Raw genomic sequence first — 23970 nt, 5'->3', positions numbered from 1 at the left:
CCGTTGTGCTGCGGTGCCGTTTTCAGTGACTCACTGCTTGACGCTGGACGGATAGCCCGCGTCTGCGGTTGCCTTGGTCAGCTTCTGCACGCTGGTCTTGGCATCGTCGAAGGTGACGACCGCTTGGCGTGTCTCGAAAGTCACGTCAACTTTGCTGACGCCTTCGACCTTGGAAATCGCCTTCTTGACAGTGATCGGGCAGGCGGAGCAGGTCATGCCCGGTACGGACAGCGTGACGGTCTGGGTGGCGGCCCAGACGGGGGCAACAACGGCGGCGAGGGCGAGGGAGGCAAACAGTTTCTTCATGGTGAACTCCGATCAGTAGAAAAATGGCATGACGTAGGGAAATCCGAGCGCGACCAGAACCAGCGCGGCCACGATCCAGAAAATGAGCTTGTAAGTAGCTCGCACTTGGGGAATCGCGCAGACCTCACCCGGTTTGCAGGCCGCTGCCTGCCGGTAGATGCGCCGCCAGGCGAAGAACAACGCCACCAGCGCCACGCCGATAAAGATGGGGCGATAGGGTTCCAACACCGCCAAGTTGCCGATCCAAGCGCCGCTGAACCCCAAGGCGATCAGAACCAACGGCCCGAGGCAGCAAGCCGAGGCGAGGATGGCGGCAAGCCCTCCAGTGAAGAGCGCGCCGCGCCCGGTTTTTGGTTCAGACATGCGCTTGTCCTTTCGAATTGAAATTGGATAGCGTAACCTTACTTCCGTACTCATGTACGGAGTCAAGCGATATGGAAAACAATTTGGAGAACCTGACCATTGGCGTTTTCGCCAAGGCGGCCGGGGTCAATGTGGAGACCATCCGTTTCTATCAGCGCAAGGGCTTGTTGCTGGAGCCTGACAAGCCCTATGGCAGCATCCGCCGCTATGGCGAGGCGGATGTAACGCGGGTGCGCTTCGTGAAATCAGCCCAGCGGCTGGGCTTCAGCCTGGATGAGATCGCCGAGCTGCTGCGGCTGGAGGATGGCACCCATTGCGAGGAAGCCAGCAGTCTGGCCGAGCACAAGCTCAAGGACGTGCGCGAGAAAATGGCTGACCTGGCGCGCATGGAGGCCGTGCTGTCTGAGTTGGTGTGCGCCTGCCATGCGCGAAGGGGGAACGTTTCCTGCCCGCTGATCGCGTCACTACAGGGTGGAGCAAGCTTGGCAGGTTCGGCTATGCCTTAGCGTGCTTTATTTTCCGTTTTCTGAGACGACCCCTGCCTCGCCGGAAGTGGCGATGCTCGAGAAAAAAAGCCGCCTCGATCTCGGGCGGCTCCAGGGGAGGGCAGGGGGGCGATCACCGCTTGCAATGCACCAGGTCGTCGTTCACCCACGCACTTTCGACCAGGCCGTTTTCGCGCAGCTCGTCGCACGCTTCGCCTACCTGCTCGCGCCACTTCTTCGGCCGGGTGGAATCCGAGCCGCACATCAGCCGGAACGTCTCCAGCTTGAGCGGGTACGGCTCCTTGTGGGTGGCGAAGTAGTCGAACATGCGCCGCGCGGTGGGCGACAGCTTGCGGTACTTCTCCCACACGAATTTCGTGTAGTGGTCGCCGGCGAACAGCACCACGATTTCGGCGTCGATCTCGACCTGGCAGCGCGACGTGCGCTTGCCGCGATCCAGGACGCGGAAGCGCCGGATCAGCGACACCGATTCGAGCCGGCCGATGCGTTGGGATGAGAACTGCATGGCCGACGCCTGGAGCCGCGTCAGGCATTCCTCGGCCCTTGTGTAGTACCGACCGTTGATTGACCAGTCCAAGTCCTGGCAAAGCTCGTAGAACGTGAAGGAAACCGGCTCTCCGAGCGCGGTGCGCTTCGCGTACTCCAGCACCTGGGCGAATACCAGCTCGTCGTCGTCGGCGCGCAGCTCGATCCCGGTGTAGGTGATCTCCACGTCTTTGTTGACGTGGTAGATCGACTGGCCTTGCAGCGCGGCGCGCGGCACCTTCTTGTTGCGGACGGTGAAGATCGCCGACCGCCCGAAGTCGTTGGGCAGTGCCCGCATGTGATCCGGCCAGGGAGCCAGGTCGAACAGCGAGAGCTGCATGTCCTTGATCTGCTGCTTCGTGTGCTTGAGCAAGGCCGTCTGCTTGGCCTCGCTGACCTTCTCGGCCAGCTCACCGCCGGCCGTTCGCTTCTTGGTCGCCATCGCACTACTCCGTTTGTCCTGGGCCAGCGCGCCGATCTGCTCGGCCATCTTGTTCACGGCGGTGCGCGGTTCGGGCGGCAGGCCCATCGTGCGCGCAAGCTCGGCCGATTCCTGCGCCATGCGCTCGGATCGCTCGACGGCGGCACTTGCCGGCGTCGGTAGCTTCGGCGGCAAAGCCGCCTCGTTGTCGCCGGCCGTGGCCGGCAGCTCGAAGAGGGAACCGGCGGGGCGGAAGGCCCCGCCGGCGCTGCCCGAGTCCCTGCGAGCGGCGGCGGTACGGGCGGCAAGGTCGGTGGCGTCGGCTTCGCTAAGCCCGCCCTCGATGAGCTTGCGCCTGTATTCCTGCTCGTTGAACTCGTTCTGCATCTAATCTCCCTCCTAGCATACTGCCCGGCCGTGGCCGGGCCTGGCCTTACTGGCCGCCGCCTGGCGCTTTGGTGTCCAGGTATTCGATTTCCTCGGCGATGAAATCGAAGCCGTATTCGGTCTTGCCGTCCTTCTCGTACTTCGTCGGCTCGATGCGGCCCTGGACGAACACCTTGGAGCCTTTGCCCAGGTACTTGCCCGCGTTCTCGGCCAGGCCGCCGAACGACTTGATGCGGAAGAAGTCCGTCTGCTCCTGCTTCGCACCGGCTGCGTTGCGCCACACGCGATTGACAGCCAGGTCGAAAACGGCGCGGGCGCTGTTTTCGCTATGGCGAACGTCGGTATCGCGGGTAAGATTACCGATAAACTGGAACAGGTTGTGGCTCATTCGTCATGCTCCTTTCGCTAATGGAGTCGTCAGTTTAGCTAAACCTGCGTCCGTGGTCAAGAACTTTAGCGGCTAAAATTTTCTGCCGCCCGCACCGAGAAGGCATACGGGCCTTGTACAACTACATCTTCTTCACGAACGTGCTCCGGCTGCTCGATGAGCGGCACATGACGAAAAAGGAGCTATCGGACAGGTCGGGGGTTTCGATCTCCTTCCTGTCCGATCTCACTACTGGCAAAGCCAACCCCTCCCTAAAGGTGATGGAGGACATTGCGCAGGCCCTTGAAACTCCCCTGCCGCTCCTGCTTGAATCGACCGACCTGGACAAAGAAGCCCTTGACACCCTGGCCGGCGGCAAGGCACCCCGAAGCCTGCCGCCAGGCTTCGAGCGCGTGGCGGCCGTGCTGCCAGAACACCAGGCGTTCATCGTCAAGAAGTGGGGCGAAGCGACAAGGAAGAAACTTAGAGGGAGTTGACGCCAGGATGTGAGAAGGGAAGGGAAGCGGCGCGGAACTGAGCCACAAGAGCCAGCCAAGTTTTAGCCGCTAAAGCCCGCCGGGGTGGCTCAACCCCCGGACAACCCATAACGCAAACGCCACGGGTTCGGCGCGAGGGCGCACGGAGCATGCGCCGCGTTGTCGCCTCTTTCGCCCCTGCAATCCGCGATGCAACGTCGCGGCCGAAGTCACCCTTGTGCGCTTCGGTGTTGCGGTCGAAATTAGTTCGGTATATCGTATGAACCTGTGTAGAATGCGCGAAACGCAACGGCATACAGGGCATACGGAATGACCGACCAGAAACCAGAACACAACAGCATCAAGGAACGGGCGAAGAAGAAGCTCGAACGCGACATGGGGCCGGAGCTGCTGGCCGCCCTCAACGATCCCAAGACCGTTGAAATCATGCTCAACGCGGACGGCAAGCTCTGGCTCGAACGCCTGGGCGAGCCGATGAAGTGCATCGGCACGCTGCGCGTCGCGCAGGCGCAAGCCATCATCGAAACCATCGCGGGCTACCACGGCAAGGAAGTCACGCGCTCCAAGCCGATCCTGGAAGGCGAGCTGCCCCTTGATGGCAGTCGCTTCGCCGGCCAGCTCCCGCCGGTTGTGCCCGCACCCACCTTCGCCATTCGGAAGAAGGCCGTCGCCATCTTCACGCTCGATCAGTACGTCGAACGCGGAATCATGACCGCGCCGCAGCGCGAGGCATTGATTGCAGCGGTGCGCGCGCACCGGAACATCCTTGTGATCGGCGGCACCGGCTCGGGCAAGACCACGCTGGTGAACGCGATCATCAACGAGATGGTGATTCAAGACCCGACCGAGCGGGTTTTCATCATCGAGGACACCGGCGAAATCCAGTGCGCCGCCGAGAACTACGTCCAGTACCACACCAGCATCGACGTGAACATGACGGCGCTGCTGAAAACCACCCTCCGCATGCGCCCCGACCGAATCCTGGTCGGCGAGGTGCGCGGCCCCGAAGCCCTTGATCTGTTGATGGCCTGGAACACCGGGCACGAAGGAGGTGCTGCAACCCTGCACGCAAACAACGCCAAAGCTGGATTGGATCGGCTCGCCATGCTCATCAGCATGCACCCCGATTCCCCGAAACCCATTGAACCGCTTATCGGCGAGGCGGTTCACGTGGTTGTTCATATCGCCCGCGTCGAAGGCTCGCGGCGCATCCAGGAAATCTTGGAGGTTTCCGGGTTCGCCAACGGCCAGTACATCACCAAAACCCTCTGACTAGGAGTTACGACCAATGCAAGCAACCTTCCCGGCATTCCGCCTCAACCGCAACGCCCTGTTCTACATGGGCCTCTTCGCCCTCCTGGCGTTCTTCCTGCTGGCCCCCCAGCACGCATTCGCCTCCGAGGGCACCGGCGGCTCTCTGCCGTATGAGAGCTGGCTGACCAACCTCCGCAACTCCGTCACCGGCCCGGTGGCCTTCGCGCTGTCGATCATCGGCATCGTGGTCGCCGGCGGCATCCTGATCTTCGGCGGCGAACTCAACGGCTTCTTCCGCACGTTGATCTTCATCGTCCTGGTCATGGCCCTGCTGGTCGGCGCGCAGAACATGATGAGCACGTTCTTCGGCCGTGGCGCGGAAATCGCCGCCCTGACCGATGGCGCGCTGCACCAGGTCAAGGTCGCCGCGCTGGACGTGGCCGGCTTCCCCGGCGAAGCCGTCATGCGCTGGGCCGAGCGCGGCCACATCGCGGGGTAAGTCATGGCTCTGCGCGCGATCCCCATCCGTAGGGCCGGCAACCGAGAAAACCTGTTCATGGGCGGGGATCGTGAGCTGGTGATGTTCTCGGGCCTGCTGGCCGGCGCGCTGATTTTCAGCGCCCAAGAAGTGAGGGCAACGGTGTTCGGCATCGCCTTGTGGTTCGGCGCGCTCTTCGCGCTGCGCCTCATGGCGAAGGCCGATCCGAAGCTGCGACACGTGTACCTGCGGCACCGCCGGTACAAGCCGTACTACCCGGCTCGCAGCACGCCCTTCCGTGACAACACGCCGAGTCAAGGGAAGCAATACAAATGATCGAAGCAATCGCAATTGCCATTGCTGTGCTCGGTGCGGTTCTGTTGCTCATCCTCTTTGCCCGCATCCGGGCTGTCGATGCCGAGCTGAAGCTCAAGAAGCATCGCGCCAAGGATGCCGGCCTGGCCGATCTGCTCAATTACGCCGCCGTGGTCGATGACGGCGTGATCGTGGGCAAGAACGGCTCCTTTATGGCCGCCTGGCTGTACAAGGGTGATGACAACGCCAGCAGCACCGAGGAACAGCGGGAAATGGTGTCGTTCCGCATCAACCAGGCCCTGGCGGGCCTGGGGAACGGCTGGATGGTGCATGTCGATGCTGTGCGTCGGCCTGCGCCGAACTACTCGGAGCGGGGCGTGTCATCGTTCCCCGACTCCGTTTCCTTCGCCATTGACGAGGAACGCCGGCGCTTGTTCGAGGGCCTGGGCGCGATGTTCGAGGGCTACTTTGTCCTGACCGTCACGTGGTTCCCGCCAGTGCTGGCCCAGCGCAAGTTTGTCGAACTCATGTTCGATGACGATGCGGTGGCTCCCGACCATACGGCGCGCACTACGGGCCTGATTGCGCAGTTCAAGCGCGAGATCACCAGCCTGGAATCGCGCCTGTCCTCGGCGGTCAAGATGACGCGCCTGCGCGGCCAAAAAGTCGTGTCGGAAGAGGGCAGGGAAGTCACGCACGATGACTTCCTGAGCTGGTTGCAGTTCTGCGTGACGGGCCTCCATCACCCGGTCATGCTGCCCAGCAATCCGATGTACCTCGATGCGGTAATCGGCGGGCAAGAGCTGTGGGGCGGCGTCGTGCCCAAGATCGGGCGCAAGTTCATCCAGGTGGTCGCCATCGAAGGCTTCCCCTTGGAGTCAACGCCTGGGGTGCTCTCGGCCCTGGCCGAGCTGCCCAGCGAATACCGCTGGTCGAGCCGCTTCATCTTCATGGATCAGCACGAGTCCTTGAAGCACCTGGACAAGTTCCGCAAGAAGTGGAAGCAGAAGATTCGCGGCTTCTTCGATCAGGTGTTCAACACGAATACCGGCTCGATCAACCAGGACGCGGCCGCGATGGTCGGCGACGCCGAGGCGGCCATCGCCGAGGTCAACAGCGGCTTGGTGGCGGCCGGCTACTACACCAGCGTAGTCGTGCTGATGGACGAGGATCGGGAGCGCCTGGCGGCCTCCGCGCTCCTGGTCGAGAAGGCCGTCAACCGCCTGGCCTTCGCGGCCCGTATCGAGACGATCAACACGCTCGATGCGTACCTGGGCAGCTTGCCCGGCCACGGCGTCGAGAACGTGCGCCGGCCGCTCATCAACACGATGAACCTGGCCGACCTGCTGCCGACAAGCTCGATCTGGACGGGCAGCGCCACGGCTCCGTGCCCGATGTACCCGCCGCTGTCGCCGGCGCTCATGCACTGCGTGACGGTGGGCGCTACGCCGTTCCGCCTGAACCTGCACGTGCGCGACCTGGGCCACACCTTCATGTTCGGCCCGACCGGCGCAGGCAAATCGACGCACCTGGGCATCATCGCCGCGCAGCTCCGTCGCTACGCCGGCATGTCGATCTACGCCTTCGACAAGGGCATGTCGATGTACCCACTCGCGGCCGGCATCCGCGCGGCCACGAAGGGCAAGAGCGGCCTGCATTTCACGGTGGCCGCCGACGATGACCGCCTGGCGTTCTGCCCGCTCCAGTTCCTCGAAACGAAGGGGGATAGGGCCTGGGCGATGGAGTGGATCGACACCATCCTGGCGTTGAACGGCGTCAACACCACGCCGGCGCAGCGCAACGAGATCGGCAACGCGATCATGAGCATGCACGCCAGCGGCGCGCGCACGCTCTCCGAGTTCTCGGTGACGATTCAGGACGAGGCGATCCGCGAGGCCATCAAGCAGTACACGGTGGACGGCTCGATGGGCCACCTGCTCGACGCCGAAGAGGACGGCCTGTCGCTGTCCGACTTCACGGTGTTCGAGATCGAAGAGCTGATGAACCTGGGCGAGAAGTTCGCGCTGCCGGTGCTGCTCTACCTGTTCCGCCGCATCGAGCGCGCACTGAAAGGCCAGCCCTCCGTCATCATCCTGGACGAAGCCTGGTTGATGCTGGGCCACCCCGCGTTCCGCGCCAAGATCAGGGAATGGCTCAAGGTGCTGCGCAAGGCCAACTGCCTTGTGCTGATGGCGACGCAAAGCCTCTCCGACGCGGCCAACTCGGGCATCTTGGACGTGATCGTGGAATCGACCGCGACCAAGATTTTCCTGCCTAACGTCTACGCCAGGGATGAGGACACATCGGCGCTCTATCGCCGTATGGGCCTCAACGCGCGTCAGATCGAAATCCTGGCGACTGCCATTCCGAAGCGTCAGTACTACTACGTCTCGGAGAACGGCCGCCGTCTCTATGACCTTGCCCTGGGGCCGATGGCCCTGGCCTTCGTCGGTGCGTCCGACAAGGAATCGGTCGCCACCATCAAGAGCCTCGAAGCCAAGTTCGGCCACGAATGGGTGCATGAGTGGCTGGCCGGCCGTGGGCTGAATCTCAACGACTACCTGGAGGCCGCATGAGCATCGCCGACACCCTCAAGGGCTTGATCTTCAAGAAGCCCGCCAACTCCGCCGAGCCGCGCGATCCGCGCCGCTCGAAGGAACCGCTCGCCGGCGGCCGCCGTGCGGGCGAGGCCGAGAACCCCTACCTGGCCGCGCGCCGCACCTGGAACGATCACGTGGGCAGCGTCGTCTCGCAGCGCCAAACCTGGCAGGTGATAGGCATCCTGTCGCTGTTGATCGCGCTGGCCGGCGTGGGTGGCGTGATCCACATCGGCAGCCAGTCGAAGTTCATCCCCTACGTGGTCGAGGTGGACAAGCTGGGCCAGACGGTGGCCGCCGGCCCGGTGCAGGCCGCAGGGAAGGCCGATCCGCGTGTCATCCACGCCGCCGTTGCGGACTGGATGAGCTGCGCGCGCATGGTGTCGCCTGACGTGGCCTTGCAGCGCAAGTGCGTGTTCAAGGCGTACTCGATGCTCGCCCCCAACGATCCGGCGACGCCAAAGATGAACGAGTGGTTGAACGGCACGCCCGATTCCAGCCCGTTCAAGCGCGCCGAGAAGGAAATGGTCAGCGTCGAGATCAAGACCGTCATCCCGCAAACGCCCGACACCTGGCAAGTCGAGTGGGTGGAAACCACGCGCGACCGCCAAGGCACGCTGAAAGGTCAGCCCGTCACCTGGCGCGCGCTCGTGACTACCTACATCGCCGAGGTCACGCCCAACACCACCGATGAGCAACTGCGGAACAACCCGTTGAGCATCTACGTGCGTGATTACTCCTGGTCCCGCATCCAATGAATTCGAGGTCATCCACCATGAAGAAAACCCTCTCCGCTTTGATCGTGGGCGCTGCTGTGGCGGTGCCCTCCCTGGCTCTGGCCGCCCCTGGCGACGACATTGCCGACAAGTATTTCAACAAGACCAACCCGACGCTGACCGCTCAAGAGCGCGCGGCGCTCGCCATCGCCAAACGGTGGGAAGCGGGGTCGGCGACCGGCATCAAGCCGGTGGCCGGCTCGGGCGGTGCCATCAAGTTCGTGTACGGCGCGCAGCAGCCGAGCATCGTTTGCGCGGTGCTCCAGGTGTGCGACGTGGCCTTGCAGCCCGGCGAACAAGTGAACTCGATCAACCTGGGCGACACGGCCAGGTGGACGGTGGAACCGGCCATCACCGGCAGCGGCGCGACCGAGGTTCAGCACCTCATCATCAAGCCGATGGACGTGGGCCTCGAAACCAGCCTGGTTGTGACCACGAACCGCCGCAGCTACCACTTCCGCCTGCGCTCGCATCGCACCGAGTACATGCCGCAAGTCTCGTTCACGTACCCCGAGGAAGCGCAAGCCAAGTGGGACGCGATCCAGCGCCGCGAGAAGCAGGAACGCACCGACAACACCCTGCCGGCGACGGGCGAGTACCTGGGCGATCTCTCGTTCGACTATGAGCTGTCCGGGTCGGCGAGCTGGAAGCCTGTGCGCGTCTACAACGATGGCCGCAAGACCATCATCGAAATGCCCGGCACGATGCAGCAGACCGAAGCGCCGACGCTCCTGGTCGTGCGCAAAGAGGGCGGCTTGTTCACCGACGACGAAACGGTGCTGGTCAATTACCGCGTGCAGGGCAATCGCTACATCGTGGACACGGTGTTTGACCGCGCGATCCTGATTGCCGGTGTTGGCAGTAGCCAAGACCGCGTGACCATCAGCCGGAGGAAGTGACCATGCGCAAGATCGTCTCTCTCGCGCTGCTCGCCCTCGCCCTGGGCCTCGGCGGCTGCGCAACCACCAGCCAGTACGGCAACTTCGTCCAGTCGGCCGCGCTCGATCAGCAGAAGCTCGCCACCGACGCGGTGCAGCAGCTCGCCACGCTGTACGCGCCGGCGCGCACGCGCCTGGAGCTGCAACAGCCGACGCCCGATCCGTTCGGCCAGGCGCTCGTCAAGTCGCTGCGCGACAAGGGCTATGCCCTCCTGGAGTACGCCCCGGCCGGCGCTTCCACGCAGGCCCCGGCCTCGGCGGCATCGCAGGCGAGCGCACCGGCCACCACGGCCGCGTCGGGCGGCCTGCCGTTGCGCTACGTGCTCGACCAGGCTGGCGACTCGAACCTGTACCGCCTGACCTTGATGGTCGGCAATCAATCCATCACCCGCCCTTACCTGGCGCAAAACGGCACGTTCGCGCCGGCCGGGTACTGGGTGCGCAAGGAGTGACGCCATGACAGAAAACGCCGATCAGATGGCACCTGACGCTTCGCCTGGCGAAGTGTCCAAGAAGGCGGGCGTCCGTCGCGTCAACAACATGCCCATGTACATCCTCGGCGGCGTCCTGCTGTCGTTCGTGCTGGTCATGGCCCTGGTCGCGGCGGATCGCGCGGCCAAGCAGAACGCGCCGGCGGACGGCCCCAAGGAGAAGGCCGGCAACACGTCGATGTTCGCCAAGGAGATCGCAGGCGACAAGACCGGCGGCTTGATCGAGCCGGCAAGCCCGCTCAAGGTGCCCGACATGCCGACCGGCCCGGCGTCGGCTCCGCTGGAGATCGCGCGGCCGTCCAACCCGGACGCGCCGCCGGCCCCGCCGGCCAACCCCGGCAACCCGGGCCAGCCGGTGAACGACGACGAGGCCCAGCGCATCCGCATGGCGAAGATGCAGATGTTCGGCGAAGCCGTGAAGGCCAAGACCACCGTGCGCGTGGATGCCCCGCGTAGCAACGGCTCCGCGCCGGGTGGCCCGAGCACCTACACCGGCACGCCGCAGACGCGCGATGAAATGCTGAACCGCATCGCAGCGGTGCAGCAGCAAATCGACGCGCAGCGCAGCAACGATCCGACCGCCGCCTATCAAGCACGCCTGGCGCAGATTCGCGGCATGGGCGTCGGTGGTGGCGGCGCGGCTCCGGCCGCCGGCGGCATGGGCGCGGGCGGTGCGCCGCAGCTCCTGCAAACCTCGACCAGCGGCGGCGGGCGCAACAGCATGGCGCAGTTCGGCCAAGGTGGGCAGGGCGACCGCTGGAAGCTGGATTCGCAGCCGGAAGCGCCGCGCACACCGTTCGAGCTGCGCGCGGGCTTCGTCGTGCCGGCCACGCTCATTTCGGGCATCAACTCCGATCTGCCGGGCCAAATCATGGCCCAGGTCGCGCAGGACGTGTACGACACACCGACCGGCAAGCACCTGTTGATCCCGCAGGGATCGCGCCTCGTCGGCTCGTATTCGAGCGACGTGGCCTACGGCCAAGCGCGCGTGCTGGTTGCGTGGCAACGCATCGTGTTCCCCGATGGCAAGGCGATGGACATTGGCGCGATGCCAGGCGCGGACAGCGCGGGATACGCGGGCTTCCACGACCAGGTGAACAACCACTATGTGCGCCTGTTCGGCTCGGCCTTCCTCATGTCCGGCGTGACAGCAGGCATCACCTACAGCCAACGCCAGAACCAGGCCACAAACACCTATGGCGCACCGAGCGCCAGCAGTGCCCTAAGCGAAGCCCTCGGCCAGCAGCTCGGCCAGGTTACGGCGCAACTCATCGCCAAGAACCTGAGCATTTCGCCGACGCTGGAAATTCGGCCGGGGTATCGCTTCAACGTCGTGGTCACGAAGGACATGACGTTTTCCAAGCCGTACCGTTCCTTCGATTACTAACGCCATAGGAGAAAAGCACCATGAAGCCGAAGTTTTTAGCCGCTAAATTGGCCCTCGTCATTGCTGTTTCGAGCACGCTGGCGGTCACACCTGTGCAGGCTGGCATCCCCGTCATCGACGGCACCAACCTGTCGCAGAACATCATGACGGCCATCGAATCGGTGGCCCAGACGCTCAAGCAAATTGAGCAGTACAGCACCCAGCTCCAGCAGTATCAAAACCAACTCCAGAACACGATGGCCCCGGCCGCGTATATCTGGGATCAGGCGCAATCGACCATCAACGGGTTGATGAACGCGGTCAACACGCTGGATTACTACAAGACCCAACTCGGCAGCCTGGACAGCTACATCGGCAAGTTCCAGGACGTGAACTACTACAAGAACTCGCCGTGCTTTACGGCGGCAGGGTGCTCCGACGCGGAACGCGCAGCACTTCGGAATGTGGCCCAGCTCGCGAGCGAGTCGCAGAAGAAGGCCAACGATGCCTTGTTCAAGGGCCTCGATAGGCAGCAAACGAATCTCACGGCCGATGCAGCGACGTTGCAGCGTCTTCAATCGGCAGCGCAGGGCGCGCAGGGCCAAATGCAGGCCATCGGCTACGCCAACCAGCTCGCCAGCCAGCAGGCCAACCAGCTCTTGCAGATTCGTGGCCTGCTGATCGCGCAGCAGAACGCGATGGCAACCAAGATGCAGGCCGACGCCGACAAGGAAGCCCAGCAGGCGGCAGCGGCCGCACAACTGCGCCAGGGCAGCTACCGGGCCAGCCCGGCGCGCACCTGGTAAGGGGGATTCATGAAAGCAATCAAGGCTCTGTCCTTGGCCTCGGCCGCCCTCGTGGCGGCCTTGGTCGCCGGCTGCGACAACAAGCCGGCCACGGCCCCCATGCCGGAAGTGAACGACGAGAACTGCAAGCCCGAGAACATCGCCAAGATCGAGGACAAGGGCGTCCAGCAGGCTTTTTCGTCGCTGTGCTTGCGTCGTGGTGGGGATTTCAAGCCCAGCCCGAAACGCGAATGGTGAGGTGCTGACGATGAGAATGCCAGCCAATCTAAAAACCCTCGCCCTGCCGCTGTTCGTCTGGCTGGCGTTCTTCGCGGTCGATGCCCACGCGGCCATCGACAACGCCGGCGTGTTCGATAGCGTGCTGGATCGCTACCAGGCCGCCGCGAGCGGCTGGGCCGGTGTCATCACCACGGCCGCAACCTGGCTCTTCTGGACGCTGGTTGTGATCTCGATGGTCTGGACGTTCGGCATGATGGCCTTGCGCAAGGCCGACATTGGCGAGTTCTTCGCGGAGTTCGTCCGCTTCACGATCTTTACCGGCTTCTTCTGGTGGGCGCTAACCAACGGCCCTAACTTCGCCTCGTCCATCTATGCGTCGTTGCGGCAGCTCGCCGGCAACGCGACGGGCCTGGGCAATGCTCTGTCGCCCTCGGGCATCGTGGACGTGGGCTTTGCGATCTTCGACAAGGTGATGGATCAGTCCTCGGTGTGGTCGCCGGTGGACAGCATGGCCGGCATCCTCATGGCCGTGGCGATCCTGGTCATCCTGGCCCTGGTCGGTGTGAATATGCTTCTGCTGCTCGCGTCGGGCTGGGTGCTCGCCTACGGCGGCGTGTTCTTCCTCGGCTTCGGTGGTTCGCGCTGGACTTCCGACATGGCGATCAACTACTACAAGGTCGTCCTGGGCGTGGCCGCGCAGCTCTTCGCAATGGTGCTCCTGGTGGGCATCGGCAAGACCTTCCTCGATGACTACTACTCGCGCATGAGCGCCGGCATCAGCCTCAAGGAAATGGGCGTGATGCTGATCGTCGTCATCATCCTCTTGGCGTTGGTCAACAAGATTCCGCCGCTCATCGCCGGGATCATCACCGGCGCGAGCGTGGGCGGTGCCGGCATCGGCCAGTTCGGTGCAGGTGCTGCGTTGGGTGCCGCAGGCATGGCAGCAGCAGCGGCCGCGACCGGCGGCGCCGCTCTGGCCGCCGGCGCAGCCTCGGCCGCCGGTGGTGCCTCTGCCGTCATGGCCGCCTTCTCGAAGGCCAATGAGAACGTGTCGGCAGGCACGGACGTTATGTCGGCCTTCTCGGGCGGCGGCAGCTCGGGCGGCGGTGCGGGCGGCGGCGGCGACGCCGGCACCGGCAGCACGCCCTTCGCTCAGGCTGCGGGCTTTAGCGGCAGCTCCGGCGGTGGCTCTTCGTCGGGTGGCGGCAGCCCCTCGACCGGCAGCAGCTCGGGCAGCTCGAAGGGCGGCGATAAGGGCGGCGGCAAAGCCGACGCCGGCGGCCAGGGCAGCAGCTCGACGGCCAGCACCGGCAGCAGTGCCGACAAGGCCGCCAAGAACGAACCCAAGCCCGCCGGCGGGGCAGGGCAAGGGCAGCAGGCCGCACCGGGCAGCACCGGCCCCGGCTTGCTCGCATCGGCCGCATCGGCCCTCGGCACGGCCGGCCGCATCGCCGCCGACGCCGGCGCGAACTTGGCGAAGGGAACCGCCGATGTTGCCAAGGCCAAAGCCGCGAGCCTGCGCGAAGCCGCAGCCGAGCGGATCGCCGACACCACTGGCGGAAAGATCGCCGCCGCGATCAAGGCGCAAGGAAGCGGCACGGCCGAGAACATCGACGTGCCCGACCAGCAGCCCGCGCCGAGCTTCGGCGACAACAGCCTGGCAGGCGGCCCTGCCGATGCCGATCCCGAGTCCGAAGTAGCTGCGTTCGCCAACCGCGAGCAAGGCCGCGACGGCACAACTGCGTAACCAAGGAGAGTCCAACCATGAAGAAGAAACTGTTTGCCCTGGCCGCCCTCGTGGCAGCCCTCGGATCGACCGCCGGCACGGCCAGCGCGCAAGACGTGCTGACCGGCGACACGCGCCTGGCCTGCGAGGCGATCCTGTGCCTGTCGTCGGGCACGCGCCCGAGCGAATGCACGCCGTCGCTGTCGCGGTACTTCAACATCACGAAGCGCAAGCTGTCGGACACGATCCGCGCCCGCCTGAACTTCCTCCAGCTTTGCCCGGTGGCGAGCCAGACGCCGGAAATGCAGTCGCTCGTGTCGGCGATCTCGCGCGGCGCTGGCCGGTGCGACGCGCAGTCGCTGAACTCGACGTTGGTGATGTGGACGGGCGGCTACGACGATGGGCGCACGTACATCAGCAACCAGTTGCCTGACTACTGCGGGGCCTACACCGGCCACGCCTACACCGACTTCGCCAGCAGCGGCACGCTGCCGCGCTATGTCGGGACGCCAGAGCGGGGCGGGTATTGGGTCGAAGCGCGCGACTATGACCGCGCCTTGGCCGAGTACAACGAACGCATCCGGCGCGAGGACGAAGAGCGCCGCCGTCAGTCCTGGCTGAACTGAGGGAGGGGAGGGCATGCCGTTCTTCGCCGATCTGCCGCCGCAGCTCCAGGAGCGCGTCGTCTGCTCGATCTCGGCCGCCGTCAAGTACGAGGTGCCGGTCAACATCGTGTTGGCCGTCGCCGAGAAAGAGGGCGGCAAGCCGGGCCAGTGGGTGCGCAACTCGAATGGCACGCATGACGTTGGCCCGATGCAGTTCAACACCGCGTACCTGGGCGACCTGGCCCGATACGGCATCACGGCGAACGATGTGGCGGCTGCCGGCTGCTACTCGTTCGACCTGGCCGCCTGGCGGCTGCGGATGCACATCCGCAACGACAAGGGCGACCTCTGGACGAAGGCGGCGAACTACCACTCGCGCACGCCGCAGTACAACGCGGTGTACCGGGCCGACTTGATGCGCAAGGCGTCGAAGTGGGCCGATTGGCTCGAAGCTCGGTTCGTCACGCTTGACGTGACGAAGGCCGGGGCCACGCCCTCGACGCCCAGCCAGCCCGCGACGGTGGCCCAGCGGGCGACGCCGGCGGCCAGGCCGGCACCAGCACCCCAGCAGGCCGCCCCAGCGGCCGCAGCAGCTCGCAGCGTGTCGGTGGCCGGCTACGTGCCCCGCACGGTGTCTTTCAACACTTCACGCGAGGGGTCGGCCGAGTAGGCCGGCTCTTCCGATTTAGCGGCTAAACATGGACAAATTCCACGCCTTCATGATGCGGTACACGCTGGGCGTCGGCCGGTTGCTTCAAGCCTATTGCAAGTGGGCGGAAGGGCAGGCCAAGAACCAGCTCGATTTGCTTCTGCTGGGCCTCGGCCCGATCTTCGCCTTGGGCCTTCTGCTGTGGGCGCTGCCGGCGTGGATCGGCAAGCCCATCGCCTTCGTGCTCTCACTGCCAGCGCTCTACATCATCTTCCTGGTGCTGCGCGCCTACGCGATTCGCGGGGGCCGGCGCTGATGAAGGCCCTGCGGATTCCTGATGGAACCGTCGAAGCGTTGAAGTGGCTCGCACTGGTTCTCATGACCGGCGATCACGTCAACAAGTACCTGTTCAACGCGACGCTGCCGGTGCTGTTCGAGGCCGGCCGCGTGGCGCTCCCCCTTTTCGTGTTCGTCCTGGCCTACAACCTGGCCCGGCCGGGCACGCTCGAACGCGGCGTGTACGGCCGCACCATGTCGCGCCTGGCGATGTTCGGCGCGCTGGCCTCCGTGCCCTTCGTGGCCCTCGGCGGCCTGTACGCCGGTTGGTGGCCGCTCAACGTGATGTTCACGCTGCTGGTCGTCACGGCCACGGCTTACCTGGTCGAACGTGGCGGCAAGCTGCACCTGGCGGCCGCCGGCGTGGTGTTCCTGGTCGGCGGCAGCTCGGTCGAATATTGGTGGCCGGCCGTGGCTTTCGGCCTGGCGGTGTGGTCGTACACGCGCCGGCCGAGCTGGGCCGCCGCGGCGGTCGCGGTGCTGGCCTGCGCGGCCCTGTGGTTCGTCAATCGCAACCTGTGGGCCTTGGCAGCCCTGCCGGTGCTCTTCCTGGCCTCGCGGGTGGATGTGCGCGTGCCGCGCCTGCGCTGGGCCTTCTACGCCTATTACCCGCTGCACCTGGCCTCGCTCTGGTTGATCCGCATCCCCATGAGCAAGGCCGGCTACCTGTTCTTCTGATTGGAGTCCTGCCCCATGCGAAAACCCGTTCTTCTGGCCCTCTCTCTGGCGTTCCTGGTCAGCGCGCAAAGCGCACTGGCCGCCGGCGACGCCGGCAACTTCGGCACGCCGATCAAGTCCGGCGTATCGGTGTCCTTCCCCGACAGCAGCGCGACATTCCAGCCGACGCCAGAGGCCCTGGAGCTGCTGGCCGACGCTAGGAATGCGGCGATCATCTACATCAGCGGGCGCACCAGCACACTACGGCCCAGCGCGGCCGATGAGGCCCTTGCACTACGCCGTGCGCTCTCGGCCAGGTCGTACTTGGTGGCGCGCGGCGTCTCGCCGCTCAAGATCATGGTGAACTTCGCATCGGCCGCCGATTTCGTGGCAGACAACTCGACGGCCGAGGGCCGGCGCGAGAACCAGCGCGTGGACATTGAGGTGGTCTACATCCCCACCTACTGAGCGATCCGGCATCGCCATTCCTGGCGGTGCTGCAGGTCGCTCCAGCAGCTTCGCATCGTCGGCTCTGACGATGCAGGCCCGGCCGGCTTCCCTTGACAGCATCGCCATTTCTGACGATGCTGGCCAAGTCCCGATTTACTCCAGGAAGAAGGCCATGAGATACCCCGGCGGCAAGGGCGGTGCCGGCGTCTACCAGACGATCATCAACAACATCCCGCCTCACGACACGTACATCGAAACGCACCTGGGCGGCGGCAACATCCTGGAGCGCAAGCGGCCCGCTGCCCGCAGCGTCGGCATCGACGTTGATCCCGAGGTGATCGAGGTCTGGCAGCAGCTCGACGTGCCCGGCCTGGAGCTGCACCACGGCGACGCCGTGGCCTGGCTGGAGTCCCACCAGTTCACCGGCTCCGAGTTCGTCTACGCCGATCCGCCCTACGTGATGGACAGCCGGCGCGGCGGCAAGCTATACCGCCACGAATACGACGACGCCGACCACGTGCGGCTGCTCGACGTGCTGGCCGGCTTGCCGTGCGCGGTGATGGTGTCGGGCTACAGCTCAACGATCTATGACAGCTCTCCCTTGGCGTCATGGAGAACCATCGACTTCAACGCGATGACGCGCGGCGGCATCGCTATCGAACGGCTGTGGATGAACTACCCCGAGCCGGCCGAGCTGCACGATCTGCGCTACCTCGGCAGCAACTTCCGCGAGCGCGAGCGCATCAAGCGGAAGAAAGCCCGCTGGCAAGCGAAGCTCGCCAAGCTCGATCCGCTGGAGCGGGCGGCGATCATGGAATGCCTGCGCGAGCTGGAGGCGGCCGAGTAGGTCACGCCTGCGCCTGGTTGTGCAGCGCCCATACGCGCTTGACCTGGCTTTCACTGCACCCGGCCAGCCTGGCCGTCTCTGGAATGCTGTGGCCTGCGCTGCGCAGCGCCACGATGCGTTCATGCACCTTTGTGTTGGCCTTGCGGCCGGTGTAGCGGCCGGCGTCCTTCGCCAGCTCGACGCCCTGCCGCTGCCGCTCGCGGCGATCCTCGTAGTCGTCGCGGGCCATCTGCAACGCCAGCTTCAAAAGCATGTCCTGGATCGACTCCAGCACCACCTTTGCCACGCCCTTCGCCTCGGCGGCCAGGTCGGATAGATCGACCACGCCAGGGACAGCCAGGCGCGCGCCCTGGGCGCGGATCGAGGCCACGAGGCGTTCGGCCTCGGGCAGCGGCAGGCGGCTGATGCGGTCGATCTTCTCCGCAACGACGACTTCACCGGGTTGCAGGTCGCCGATCATGCGCAGCAGCTCGGCGCGATCGGCGCGAGCGCCCGAAGCCTTCTCGCGGTAGATGCCGGCGACGTAGAAGCCGGCGGCCCTGGTGCTCTCCACGATGGCGGCCTGCCTGGTCAAGTCCTGCTCGTCGGTGCTGACGCGCAAGTAGATGCGCGCGACCTTGAAAGCGACGCCGGCGGCCTGGTGCTCGGTCGGCGTCCGCATGATGCGGTCGGCACCTTCGACCAGGCCATCGCCGCCGACGCGCAGCGGTGGCGTCTTGGCGAGCGCCTGGCGCGCTGCGCGTGACTGGCGCGGCATGGCCGCAATCTGTGTTTCCTGGGCGGTGCGCGGCGTGATGATCGCGCTGCGCTTCGCCTTGGTCTTGCCTGGGAAGTAGCCGTTGCGGCTGGTCATGGGTTCCTCCGGTCATTTTGGGTATACGCAAAGTGTCCGGTCATGCTACCCCCGGCCAAAAAGGCCGTCATGCGATTTATCTTGGCCGGGTCGTTATTGGCGGGTCTAAATGGCCGCTCCGTGGATCTCATCGCCAGAAATGGCGATGCGAGATCCAGGGCAGGGCGGCCGCCATCGTCAGACCTGGCGATGGTCGACGCCGGCGCGCATCGTCGGATGTGGCGATGCGAGCTCGAGGTCGGTGGCCACCGCCGGCGACCTGGTGCCATCGTCGGCAATGGCGATGCTGCAGCTCGACGTGCGCGGCCTGGTCGTCTCGGCATCGTCGGATGCGGCGATGCTCGAGCGAGGCGAAAAAAAACCGCCTCGGGGTGTCCGAGGCGGCAAGTCTGCATGCGGTTCAGGGAGGAAGAAACCGCGCCGGCGATCAGGGAGGAAAACCGCGCGGCCTGATGTGCAGCTCGGCCACTTTAGCCGGATTTTTCGACTTATCCGATGCGAGCGGCCCGCCGTGGGCGCTGCTCGATCTGCTGTTGCTTTTTCTCGACGTGCTTCTGCTCCTGGTGCTGCTGCTCGTCGCGCTGCACCTGGCTGATGGCCGCGCCGATCTGCCGCTTCACGCCCTCGATGCCCAGCTCGCTCTTGTGCGCCAAGTCGTTGAAGTCGGTGTGCTGCTTCATCGTGGACAGCGCCGCGATCTGCGCGCCGCTCAACATCGACGCCTTGAGCTTGGCCGCCTCGTCGCCGGCCAGCTCGACCTTGCCGGCGGCGGCGTCGGCAAGGCGCTGCTCGGCGCGCAGGTGGGTCTTGAAGCTGTCGGGCGTGATGGCGGGCAAGTCGCGCGGGTAGGTGTTCTCGGCCGGCGCGAAGATCGGGAAGATCGCCTTGCCGCCCACGGCCTGGGCGGCCGCCTCGGCCTTCTCCCGGCCGGGGTTGTTGCCGTGGGTCATGACCAGGTGCCGGTCGTCGTCGCCGGCGATGATGATCGGCTTGTCCGGGAACTTGGCGTGCAGCGCCTTCGCCACGGCCTCAAGGTTGCCGCTGTCGAAGGCGGCGACCGTGGCGTGGCCCACGGCCTCGGCCACCTGGGCCGCCGTGGCGTAGCCCTCCGAGATCACCAGCGCCGGCGCGGCCGCCAGGGCGTCCATGCCGCCGACCGGGTGGAAGCATCCTTCCTTCTTCGAGTCCTTGGCGAACCGCTTAGTGCCGTCCTCCTGGATGTATTGCATCGTCCATTGCTTGCCCTCTGCGTCGAAGGCCGGGATGTAGGTCTTCTGGCCTTCGCGGTCGGTCATCACGCCGGCCTGCGCCTGGATGCCTTTGGCTTGCAGGTAGGGCGTCGGCTGCTCGATGGGCACGAGGTCGGCCATCTGCCGACCGACGCGCTGCGCGGTGGCCTCCTGGGCCTTGTCCTGCTCGACGGCTCGCTGTGCCAGCTTCTCGGCCGCCTCGGCCTGGAGCTTGGCCTTCTCCTGGTCGCTCAAGGCGTAGCCCTTGCTCTTCCAGGTAATGTCCGTGCCGGTCTTGTTGTTGATGATCCGCCCGGCCGGGTGCCCGTCCAGGTGGCCCACGTAGAAGCCATCGAGCGCGCCCTTCTTGCCGCCCTCGACCGGCACGCGGTGCCGCTTGCCATCCATGATCGGGTGATCGCCCTGGGCGTTGCTGCCGGTGAACAGGCCGGCGCTGCGCATGGCCTCGGCGAACTCTTCCCTTGGCGTCATCGCTGGCCCTTGCTGGGCCTGCACGTTCTCGGGCTTCCAGCGTTCGAGCTTCGCCGCGTCGGCGCGCGGGCCGACATACCAGGACTTCGCGGCCTTGTCCCAAAGCGCGCCGGCGGCCTTGGCCGCGTTGCGCTGCTCGTAGGGCACGGCCAGGTACTGGCGGGCCTGCTGGGCCTGCTGCGCGGGCTTCTGCGCCTCGCCCTGGGCTTCGGGTGCCGGCTGGGCCGAACGCGGCTCTACGGCCGCTGTAGCGGCTCCCTGCGCCCATTTGGCGAAGGGAGCGGCATCGGTGCCCGGCGGCACGTACCAGGACTGTTGCTGCCGATCCCAACGCGCCCCGAGGCTCTTGGCCTCGTCCTTCTCCTTGTACGGCACGTTGATGTACTGCCGTTCGGGCTTCTCGGCCTGCGGCTGCGCCTGCTGCCGCTCGCGTTCCTGGCGCTCCAGCTCGGCCGCGCGGCGCTGCGCGTCGCTGTCGTTGAGCATGGCCGACGCCTCGGCGGTCTTGCGTGCCTCTTTAGCGGCTGAAATGTCCTCTTCGGTCGCGTTGGGGTCGCGCCGTACACGCTCTTCCTGCACGCGGGCCAGCTTGGCGGCGCGCTCGTGCTGGTTGTCGGTGCCCAGCGCATCGACCAGGTGCAGGCGCTCGGTCAGAGCCTCGGCCTGGCCCTCGGTGCGGGTGCCGGCGACGAAGGCAAAGGCGTCCTCGCCGAACTGCGCATCGGCCTTGCGCGCGTAGACCTGGAACGCCTGCGGCTCGATGCCGGCCTGGGCGGCATCGACGGTCTGGCCGTCCTGCTCGGCCACGCCGACGATGCGCAGCTCTCCGCTCCAGTCGGGCGGCAGCTCAACGCCAAGGTGTTGACGGGTCGCGTCGGCGAACGCCTGGCCGTCGATCTCGCCGGCGGCGAGCTGCCGGCGCGCGGCGGCGGCCTGCTCGATGCCCTGCACCGCGTCGGCAGGATGGGCGGCCAGCAGGGCGGCCGCCTGGTCGTTGGTCGGTGGGGTCATGTTCGCCTCCTGGTCTGCGACGGCCGCTTGCTGCTGGGTCAGCGCCGGCAGGGCCATCAACTGGTCGGGCGCGTAGTTGTTCAGCTCGTCCAGGCTGCGAACCTGGTGGGGTTCACCGTCCTGGTCGTGGAACGCAAAGATGCGCTGGCCGTCGCTCCACCTGGCTTCGGCGTCGATGCTCGACACGATCTGTTCGCCGTGCTGCTGGAGCTGCTGCGCGAGGTGGAGCTGTTCGGCCATGTTGGCGAACTCTTGCGCCAAGCCCTTGCGCTCCAGGTAGGCGTTGTCGGTGTCGGTGTGGCTCGGGTCGATGCCGAACACCGGCGACAGCCGGTCATGCGCGACCGCGTAGAACTGCTCGGGATCGGTGCCGGTGATGCTGCCCACGGTTTCGAGGCCACGGCTGCGCAAGGCGTCTTCCAGGGTGTCGCCCTGGAATGCCTGGTAGTGGCTGAAAGACACGTCCGGGTTGTCCAGGACTTCGGCAATGTCCACGGCCAGGGCCTGGGCCACGGCTTCGTCCTGGGCCTGGCTCTGCTGCTGGTCTTGCTCCTGAACCTGCTTCTGCTCGAAGGCCAGCACGTAGTCGTGAATCTTCTCGGCATCGGCGGCCGCGCGGAACACCTCCAGCGGCTCGTCTTGCAGCGCCTTGATCCACGAACCCACATAGGCGGCGTGCTGGCCCGGATCGTGGCCGATGCCCAGCTCGTCGCCGACGATCATGGAAGCGATTTCGGCGCGCAGCTCTTCCTTGGCGTACCCCTCGCTCCCGAACGGGTGCGCCAGGTCGCGGTCAAGGCGCGAAGCGTGGCCCGTCCAGTGGCCCAGCTCGTGCAGCGCGGTCGCGTAGTAGCGGTCGGAGCTGGGGAACTGGCCGCGCTCCGGCAGGGTGATGCTGTCGGTCGAAGGGCGGTAGAACGCCCGATCACCGGCGGCGTGGGTGATCGTCGCGCCCGAGGCTTTCAGGATGTGCTCGGCGCGCTCGACGGCGTTCCAAGTCTGTTCCTTCTTCGGCTGGAGCGGCGGCAGGCCGTCGATCTGCTCGCCGTTGAACACGGTCGCAAAGAACACGCGCGGCCGCTCCAGCATGACGGTTTCCTTGACCGGCTGGCCCTTCGCATCGAGGACGGGCCGGCCGCTGTCGTCCAGCTTGTCTTGCTCTTCGCTGAACTTCCAGTATTGAACCGGCGTGCCTTTCTCGCCCTTGCGAACCTGCGCGCCCACGGCGGCGGCCTGCTTGTAGGTCATCCAGCGCGCATCGCTGCGGCCCTGGGCCATCAGGTGGATGGCGTTGATCCCTTTGTACCGCTTGCCGGTGGTCGGGTTCATCGGCAGGTAGGCGTTGGGTTCGCCCGGCTCCCACGGCTTTTGCCACGGTGCGGTGCCGGCCTTGAGCTGCTCGATCAGCTTTTCGGCCACGACTTCGTGAAACGGCTTCTTCGGCTCCATGTTCTCGTCCCTTCGGAATAGCTCGTTGAACTGAGGGAAGTTCTGCTGTGTCCGGGAACGGTCGCGCAGGCCCTGGGCGACCATGCACACGATGTTGTGCAGGTCGTCGGCCTGCATGGGCCGCACGCGGGCGATGCAGGTTTCCGTGAATGACTGTTGGCCGCGCTGCTGCACCTGGTCGGCGACCTGGTGCTGGCTCGGCTCGATGCCCTCGCAGTGCAGGGCAAACACTTCCTCGGCGCGCACGTCCAGGGACTGGCCGGCATAGCGCCGGTTCACGTCATCCCATAGCGGCTTGAGGGTGGGTTCGTTGCGGGCGGCCGCCAGGCCGTCCAGCAAGGCGCGCTTCTCGCCCGGCGCGAAGGTGTTGGCCCCGTAGTGGCCTAGCACCTCGTGCCGCAGCGTCATCAGTAGGTCGCCGGCGCTCTCGACGTTCTGCAAGGGCACGTCCACGCGGCCACGGTAGGCGCGGCCGGCGTGCAGCGTCTCCTTGGGCACGTAGCCGCCCTTCATGTCGGCCGGCACCTCGGCCGCTCGCGGCCCGTACAGCTCGGCCGCGTCCTCGCGGAACTTGTAGGCCAGCTCCAGCGCGCCGGGGTAGTCGCGGACGAAAGCCCGCGTCACCCCTTGCGCCTCGGCTTTCGTGATCGGCATGGGTCAGCCCTCCGACGCCTTGCGCGCGGCGGCCTGGGCAACCGTCTCGCCGGGCCGCAGGTCGTACAGCTCGCGGGCGTTCGTGGTGGTGATGAACGGCGGGATGTCGGCGCTCGGGCCTTCGTCGTCCAGGAATGCCGGCTCCAGCGCGCCATCGACTTCCACCAGGTCGTCGCCGCTCGCGGCGGCGTCCTGCTCGGACAGCGCGTCCTCCACGAACGCGCCCACGCGCTCGGCTTCGTCGGGGTCGAACTCGACCTGGAAGCCGGGCGTCAGCGCGTCGGCCATCTTCTCGCGCACGGCCTCGCGGCCGGCGGCGTCGTCGTCAACCGGCGGCAGGACGGCCAGCGGCTCGTCGTGGGCGGCGGTGTTGGTGGTGGTTTGCTCGTTCATGGTCGAT

Annotated in this window: 26 protein-coding genes; 19 read left to right on the top strand and 7 right to left on the bottom strand. The window is 65.8% G+C overall.

What is annotated here, in order from left to right; all coding sequences use genetic code 11:
• Nucleotides 1-30 precede the first annotated feature (30 nt).
• Together merP and merT are read right to left on the bottom strand one after the other, a co-directional pair.
• Nucleotides 31-306 (bottom strand): mercury resistance system periplasmic binding protein MerP, encoded by a 276-nt coding sequence (gene merP / locus ACIGJG_RS33245; RefSeq protein WP_003131987.1) that lies wholly within the window; start codon nt 304-306, stop codon nt 31-33.
• A gap of 12 nt (nt 307-318) precedes the next feature.
• Complete coding sequence (merT, locus tag ACIGJG_RS33240; RefSeq protein ID WP_003131974.1) at nt 319-669, bottom strand: mercuric ion transporter MerT; 351 nt, start codon at nt 667-669, stop codon at nt 319-321.
• 71 nt (nt 670-740) lie between these two features.
• Between merT and ACIGJG_RS33235 the strand changes: the two genes are divergently transcribed.
• Nucleotides 741-1175 carry a mercury resistance transcriptional regulator MerR gene (locus ACIGJG_RS33235; protein ID WP_003131969.1) on the top strand — a complete coding sequence of 145 codons (435 nt, stop codon included), beginning with the start codon at nt 741-743 and terminating at the stop codon, nt 1173-1175.
• Between the two features lie 112 nt (nt 1176-1287).
• Here the strand turns inward: ACIGJG_RS33235 and trfA are convergent, their stop codons facing one another.
• On the bottom strand, nt 1288-2508 hold the full coding sequence (gene trfA / locus ACIGJG_RS33230) for a plasmid replication initiator TrfA (RefSeq protein WP_011114072.1): 1221 nt from the start codon (nt 2506-2508) through the stop codon (nt 1288-1290).
• Nucleotides 2509-2554: 46 nt separating this feature from the next.
• A complete protein-coding gene (locus tag ACIGJG_RS33225) occupies nt 2555-2896 on the bottom strand; it encodes a single-stranded DNA-binding protein (protein ID WP_000019167.1) in 342 nt (113 codons plus the stop codon).
• 113 nt (nt 2897-3009) lie between these two features.
• Between ACIGJG_RS33225 and ACIGJG_RS33220 the strand changes: the two genes are divergently transcribed.
• The 18 genes from ACIGJG_RS33220 (at nt 3010) to ACIGJG_RS33135 (ending at nt 17882) form a co-directional block, all read left to right on the top strand.
• On the top strand, nt 3010-3372 hold the full coding sequence (locus ACIGJG_RS33220) for a transcriptional regulator (RefSeq protein ID WP_011114045.1): 363 nt from the start codon (nt 3010-3012) through the stop codon (nt 3370-3372).
• Nucleotides 3373-3681: 309 nt separating this feature from the next.
• On the top strand, nt 3682-4644 hold the full coding sequence (gene trbB / locus ACIGJG_RS33215; protein WP_000132020.1) for a P-type conjugative transfer ATPase TrbB: 963 nt from the start codon (nt 3682-3684) through the stop codon (nt 4642-4644).
• A 16-nt stretch (nt 4645-4660) separates the two neighbouring features.
• Nucleotides 4661-5125, top strand: coding sequence for a conjugal transfer system pilin TrbC (gene trbC / locus ACIGJG_RS33210; protein WP_011114046.1), 465 nt, complete (start codon nt 4661-4663; stop codon nt 5123-5125).
• 3 nt (nt 5126-5128) lie between these two features.
• Entirely contained in the window at nt 5129-5440 is a 312-nt protein-coding gene (locus tag ACIGJG_RS33205; RefSeq protein ID WP_001207961.1) for a conjugal transfer protein TrbD, read from the top strand.
• Nucleotides 5437-7995 (top strand): VirB4 family type IV secretion/conjugal transfer ATPase, encoded by a 2559-nt coding sequence (locus tag ACIGJG_RS33200; RefSeq protein WP_011114047.1) that lies wholly within the window; start codon nt 5437-5439, stop codon nt 7993-7995. Before ACIGJG_RS33205 ends, ACIGJG_RS33200 begins: the two co-directional genes overlap by 4 nt.
• Nucleotides 7992-8774, top strand: coding sequence for a conjugal transfer protein TrbF (locus tag ACIGJG_RS33195; protein ID WP_011114048.1), 783 nt, complete (start codon nt 7992-7994; stop codon nt 8772-8774). Before ACIGJG_RS33200 ends, ACIGJG_RS33195 begins: the two co-directional genes overlap by 4 nt.
• Nucleotides 8775-8791: 17 nt before the next feature.
• On the top strand, nt 8792-9691 hold the full coding sequence (gene trbG, locus ACIGJG_RS33190) for a P-type conjugative transfer protein TrbG (protein ID WP_006122480.1): 900 nt from the start codon (nt 8792-8794) through the stop codon (nt 9689-9691).
• 2 nt (nt 9692-9693) lie between these two features.
• Complete coding sequence (locus ACIGJG_RS33185) at nt 9694-10182, top strand: conjugal transfer protein TrbH (RefSeq protein WP_006122479.1); 489 nt, start codon at nt 9694-9696, stop codon at nt 10180-10182.
• A 4-nt stretch (nt 10183-10186) separates the two neighbouring features.
• Nucleotides 10187-11608, top strand: coding sequence for a TrbI/VirB10 family protein (locus tag ACIGJG_RS33180; RefSeq protein ID WP_011114050.1), 1422 nt, complete (start codon nt 10187-10189; stop codon nt 11606-11608).
• 20 nt (nt 11609-11628) lie between these two features.
• Nucleotides 11629-12393, top strand: a complete 765-nt coding sequence (gene trbJ / locus ACIGJG_RS33175) for a P-type conjugative transfer protein TrbJ (RefSeq protein ID WP_010890135.1) — start codon at nt 11629-11631, stop codon at nt 12391-12393.
• A gap of 9 nt (nt 12394-12402) precedes the next feature.
• Entirely contained in the window at nt 12403-12630 is a 228-nt protein-coding gene (gene trbK / locus ACIGJG_RS33170) for an entry exclusion lipoprotein TrbK (RefSeq protein ID WP_000644148.1), read from the top strand.
• A 10-nt stretch (nt 12631-12640) separates the two neighbouring features.
• Nucleotides 12641-14359, top strand: a complete 1719-nt coding sequence (trbL, locus tag ACIGJG_RS33165; protein WP_011114051.1) for a P-type conjugative transfer protein TrbL — start codon at nt 12641-12643, stop codon at nt 14357-14359.
• A gap of 17 nt (nt 14360-14376) precedes the next feature.
• Nucleotides 14377-14964: a TrbM/KikA/MpfK family conjugal transfer protein gene (locus ACIGJG_RS33160; protein ID WP_010890138.1), complete on the top strand. Its 588-nt coding sequence runs from the start codon at nt 14377-14379 to the stop codon at nt 14962-14964.
• Nucleotides 14965-14977: 13 nt separating this feature from the next.
• Nucleotides 14978-15613 carry a transglycosylase SLT domain-containing protein gene (locus ACIGJG_RS33155; RefSeq protein ID WP_011114052.1) on the top strand — a complete coding sequence of 212 codons (636 nt, stop codon included), beginning with the start codon at nt 14978-14980 and terminating at the stop codon, nt 15611-15613.
• 28 nt (nt 15614-15641) lie between these two features.
• Nucleotides 15642-15908, top strand: a complete 267-nt coding sequence (locus ACIGJG_RS33150) for a hypothetical protein (RefSeq protein WP_010890140.1) — start codon at nt 15642-15644, stop codon at nt 15906-15908.
• Nucleotides 15908-16606 (top strand): TraX family protein, encoded by a 699-nt coding sequence (locus ACIGJG_RS33145; protein WP_011114053.1) that lies wholly within the window; start codon nt 15908-15910, stop codon nt 16604-16606. Before ACIGJG_RS33150 ends, ACIGJG_RS33145 begins: the two co-directional genes overlap by 1 nt.
• A gap of 15 nt (nt 16607-16621) precedes the next feature.
• A complete protein-coding gene (locus ACIGJG_RS33140) occupies nt 16622-17053 on the top strand; it encodes an OmpA family protein (RefSeq protein WP_001665065.1) in 432 nt (143 codons plus the stop codon).
• A gap of 154 nt (nt 17054-17207) precedes the next feature.
• Nucleotides 17208-17882 (top strand): DNA adenine methylase, encoded by a 675-nt coding sequence (locus ACIGJG_RS33135; RefSeq protein WP_011178411.1) that lies wholly within the window; start codon nt 17208-17210, stop codon nt 17880-17882.
• A gap of 1 nt (nt 17883) precedes the next feature.
• Here ACIGJG_RS33135 and ACIGJG_RS33130 read toward each other — a convergent pair whose 3' ends face one another.
• From ACIGJG_RS33130 to ACIGJG_RS33120, 3 genes are all read right to left on the bottom strand, one after another.
• Nucleotides 17884-18735: a recombinase family protein gene (locus ACIGJG_RS33130; protein ID WP_011296189.1), complete on the bottom strand. Its 852-nt coding sequence runs from the start codon at nt 18733-18735 to the stop codon at nt 17884-17886.
• 488 nt (nt 18736-19223) lie between these two features.
• Nucleotides 19224-23570: a zincin-like metallopeptidase domain-containing protein gene (locus ACIGJG_RS33125; RefSeq protein WP_011114055.1), complete on the bottom strand. Its 4347-nt coding sequence runs from the start codon at nt 23568-23570 to the stop codon at nt 19224-19226.
• A 3-nt stretch (nt 23571-23573) separates the two neighbouring features.
• Nucleotides 23574-23963 (bottom strand): protein TraD, encoded by a 390-nt coding sequence (locus ACIGJG_RS33120; protein ID WP_006122510.1) that lies wholly within the window; start codon nt 23961-23963, stop codon nt 23574-23576.
• Between the last annotated feature and the right edge of the window lie 7 nt (nt 23964-23970).

The organism is Cupriavidus sp. C1SS-2L (assembly GCF_057073735.1).
Note: the sequence above shows the minus strand (reverse complement) of the source record. Positions and strands in the feature narration are given on the sequence as shown.

What these genes read in the sequence shown, in the direction of transcription:
- ACIGJG_RS33145 (WP_011114053.1), top strand. Translation starts at nt 15,908, where the DNA reads ATGAAGGCCCTGCGGATTCCTGATGGAACCGTCGAAGCGTTGAAGTGG.
- ACIGJG_RS33150 (WP_010890140.1), top strand. Translation starts at nt 15,642, where the DNA reads ATGGACAAATTCCACGCCTTCATGATGCGGTACACGCTGGGCGTCGGC.
- trfA (WP_011114072.1), bottom strand. Translation starts at nt 2,508, where the DNA reads ATGCAGAACGAGTTCAACGAGCAGGAATACAGGCGCAAGCTCATCGAG.
- trbK (WP_000644148.1), top strand. Translation starts at nt 12,403, where the DNA reads ATGAAAGCAATCAAGGCTCTGTCCTTGGCCTCGGCCGCCCTCGTGGCG.
- ACIGJG_RS33195 (WP_011114048.1), top strand. Translation starts at nt 7,992, where the DNA reads ATGAGCATCGCCGACACCCTCAAGGGCTTGATCTTCAAGAAGCCCGCC.
- trbG (WP_006122480.1), top strand. Translation starts at nt 8,792, where the DNA reads ATGAAGAAAACCCTCTCCGCTTTGATCGTGGGCGCTGCTGTGGCGGTG.
- ACIGJG_RS33125 (WP_011114055.1), bottom strand. Translation starts at nt 23,570, where the DNA reads ATGCCGATCACGAAAGCCGAGGCGCAAGGGGTGACGCGGGCTTTCGTC.
- ACIGJG_RS33225 (WP_000019167.1), bottom strand. Translation starts at nt 2,896, where the DNA reads ATGAGCCACAACCTGTTCCAGTTTATCGGTAATCTTACCCGCGATACC.
- ACIGJG_RS33155 (WP_011114052.1), top strand. Translation starts at nt 14,978, where the DNA reads ATGCCGTTCTTCGCCGATCTGCCGCCGCAGCTCCAGGAGCGCGTCGTC.
- ACIGJG_RS33130 (WP_011296189.1), bottom strand. Translation starts at nt 18,735, where the DNA reads ATGACCAGCCGCAACGGCTACTTCCCAGGCAAGACCAAGGCGAAGCGC.
- ACIGJG_RS33180 (WP_011114050.1), top strand. Translation starts at nt 10,187, where the DNA reads ATGACAGAAAACGCCGATCAGATGGCACCTGACGCTTCGCCTGGCGAA.
- ACIGJG_RS33205 (WP_001207961.1), top strand. Translation starts at nt 5,129, where the DNA reads ATGGCTCTGCGCGCGATCCCCATCCGTAGGGCCGGCAACCGAGAAAAC.
- trbJ (WP_010890135.1), top strand. Translation starts at nt 11,629, where the DNA reads ATGAAGCCGAAGTTTTTAGCCGCTAAATTGGCCCTCGTCATTGCTGTT.
- ACIGJG_RS33135 (WP_011178411.1), top strand. Translation starts at nt 17,208, where the DNA reads ATGAGATACCCCGGCGGCAAGGGCGGTGCCGGCGTCTACCAGACGATC.
- ACIGJG_RS33140 (WP_001665065.1), top strand. Translation starts at nt 16,622, where the DNA reads ATGCGAAAACCCGTTCTTCTGGCCCTCTCTCTGGCGTTCCTGGTCAGC.
- ACIGJG_RS33200 (WP_011114047.1), top strand. Translation starts at nt 5,437, where the DNA reads ATGATCGAAGCAATCGCAATTGCCATTGCTGTGCTCGGTGCGGTTCTG.
- ACIGJG_RS33235 (WP_003131969.1), top strand. Translation starts at nt 741, where the DNA reads ATGGAAAACAATTTGGAGAACCTGACCATTGGCGTTTTCGCCAAGGCG.
- merT (WP_003131974.1), bottom strand. Translation starts at nt 669, where the DNA reads ATGTCTGAACCAAAAACCGGGCGCGGCGCGCTCTTCACTGGAGGGCTT.
- ACIGJG_RS33120 (WP_006122510.1), bottom strand. Translation starts at nt 23,963, where the DNA reads ATGAACGAGCAAACCACCACCAACACCGCCGCCCACGACGAGCCGCTG.
- merP (WP_003131987.1), bottom strand. Translation starts at nt 306, where the DNA reads ATGAAGAAACTGTTTGCCTCCCTCGCCCTCGCCGCCGTTGTTGCCCCC.
- trbC (WP_011114046.1), top strand. Translation starts at nt 4,661, where the DNA reads ATGCAAGCAACCTTCCCGGCATTCCGCCTCAACCGCAACGCCCTGTTC.
- trbL (WP_011114051.1), top strand. Translation starts at nt 12,641, where the DNA reads ATGAGAATGCCAGCCAATCTAAAAACCCTCGCCCTGCCGCTGTTCGTC.
- ACIGJG_RS33160 (WP_010890138.1), top strand. Translation starts at nt 14,377, where the DNA reads ATGAAGAAGAAACTGTTTGCCCTGGCCGCCCTCGTGGCAGCCCTCGGA.
- trbB (WP_000132020.1), top strand. Translation starts at nt 3,682, where the DNA reads ATGACCGACCAGAAACCAGAACACAACAGCATCAAGGAACGGGCGAAG.
- ACIGJG_RS33185 (WP_006122479.1), top strand. Translation starts at nt 9,694, where the DNA reads ATGCGCAAGATCGTCTCTCTCGCGCTGCTCGCCCTCGCCCTGGGCCTC.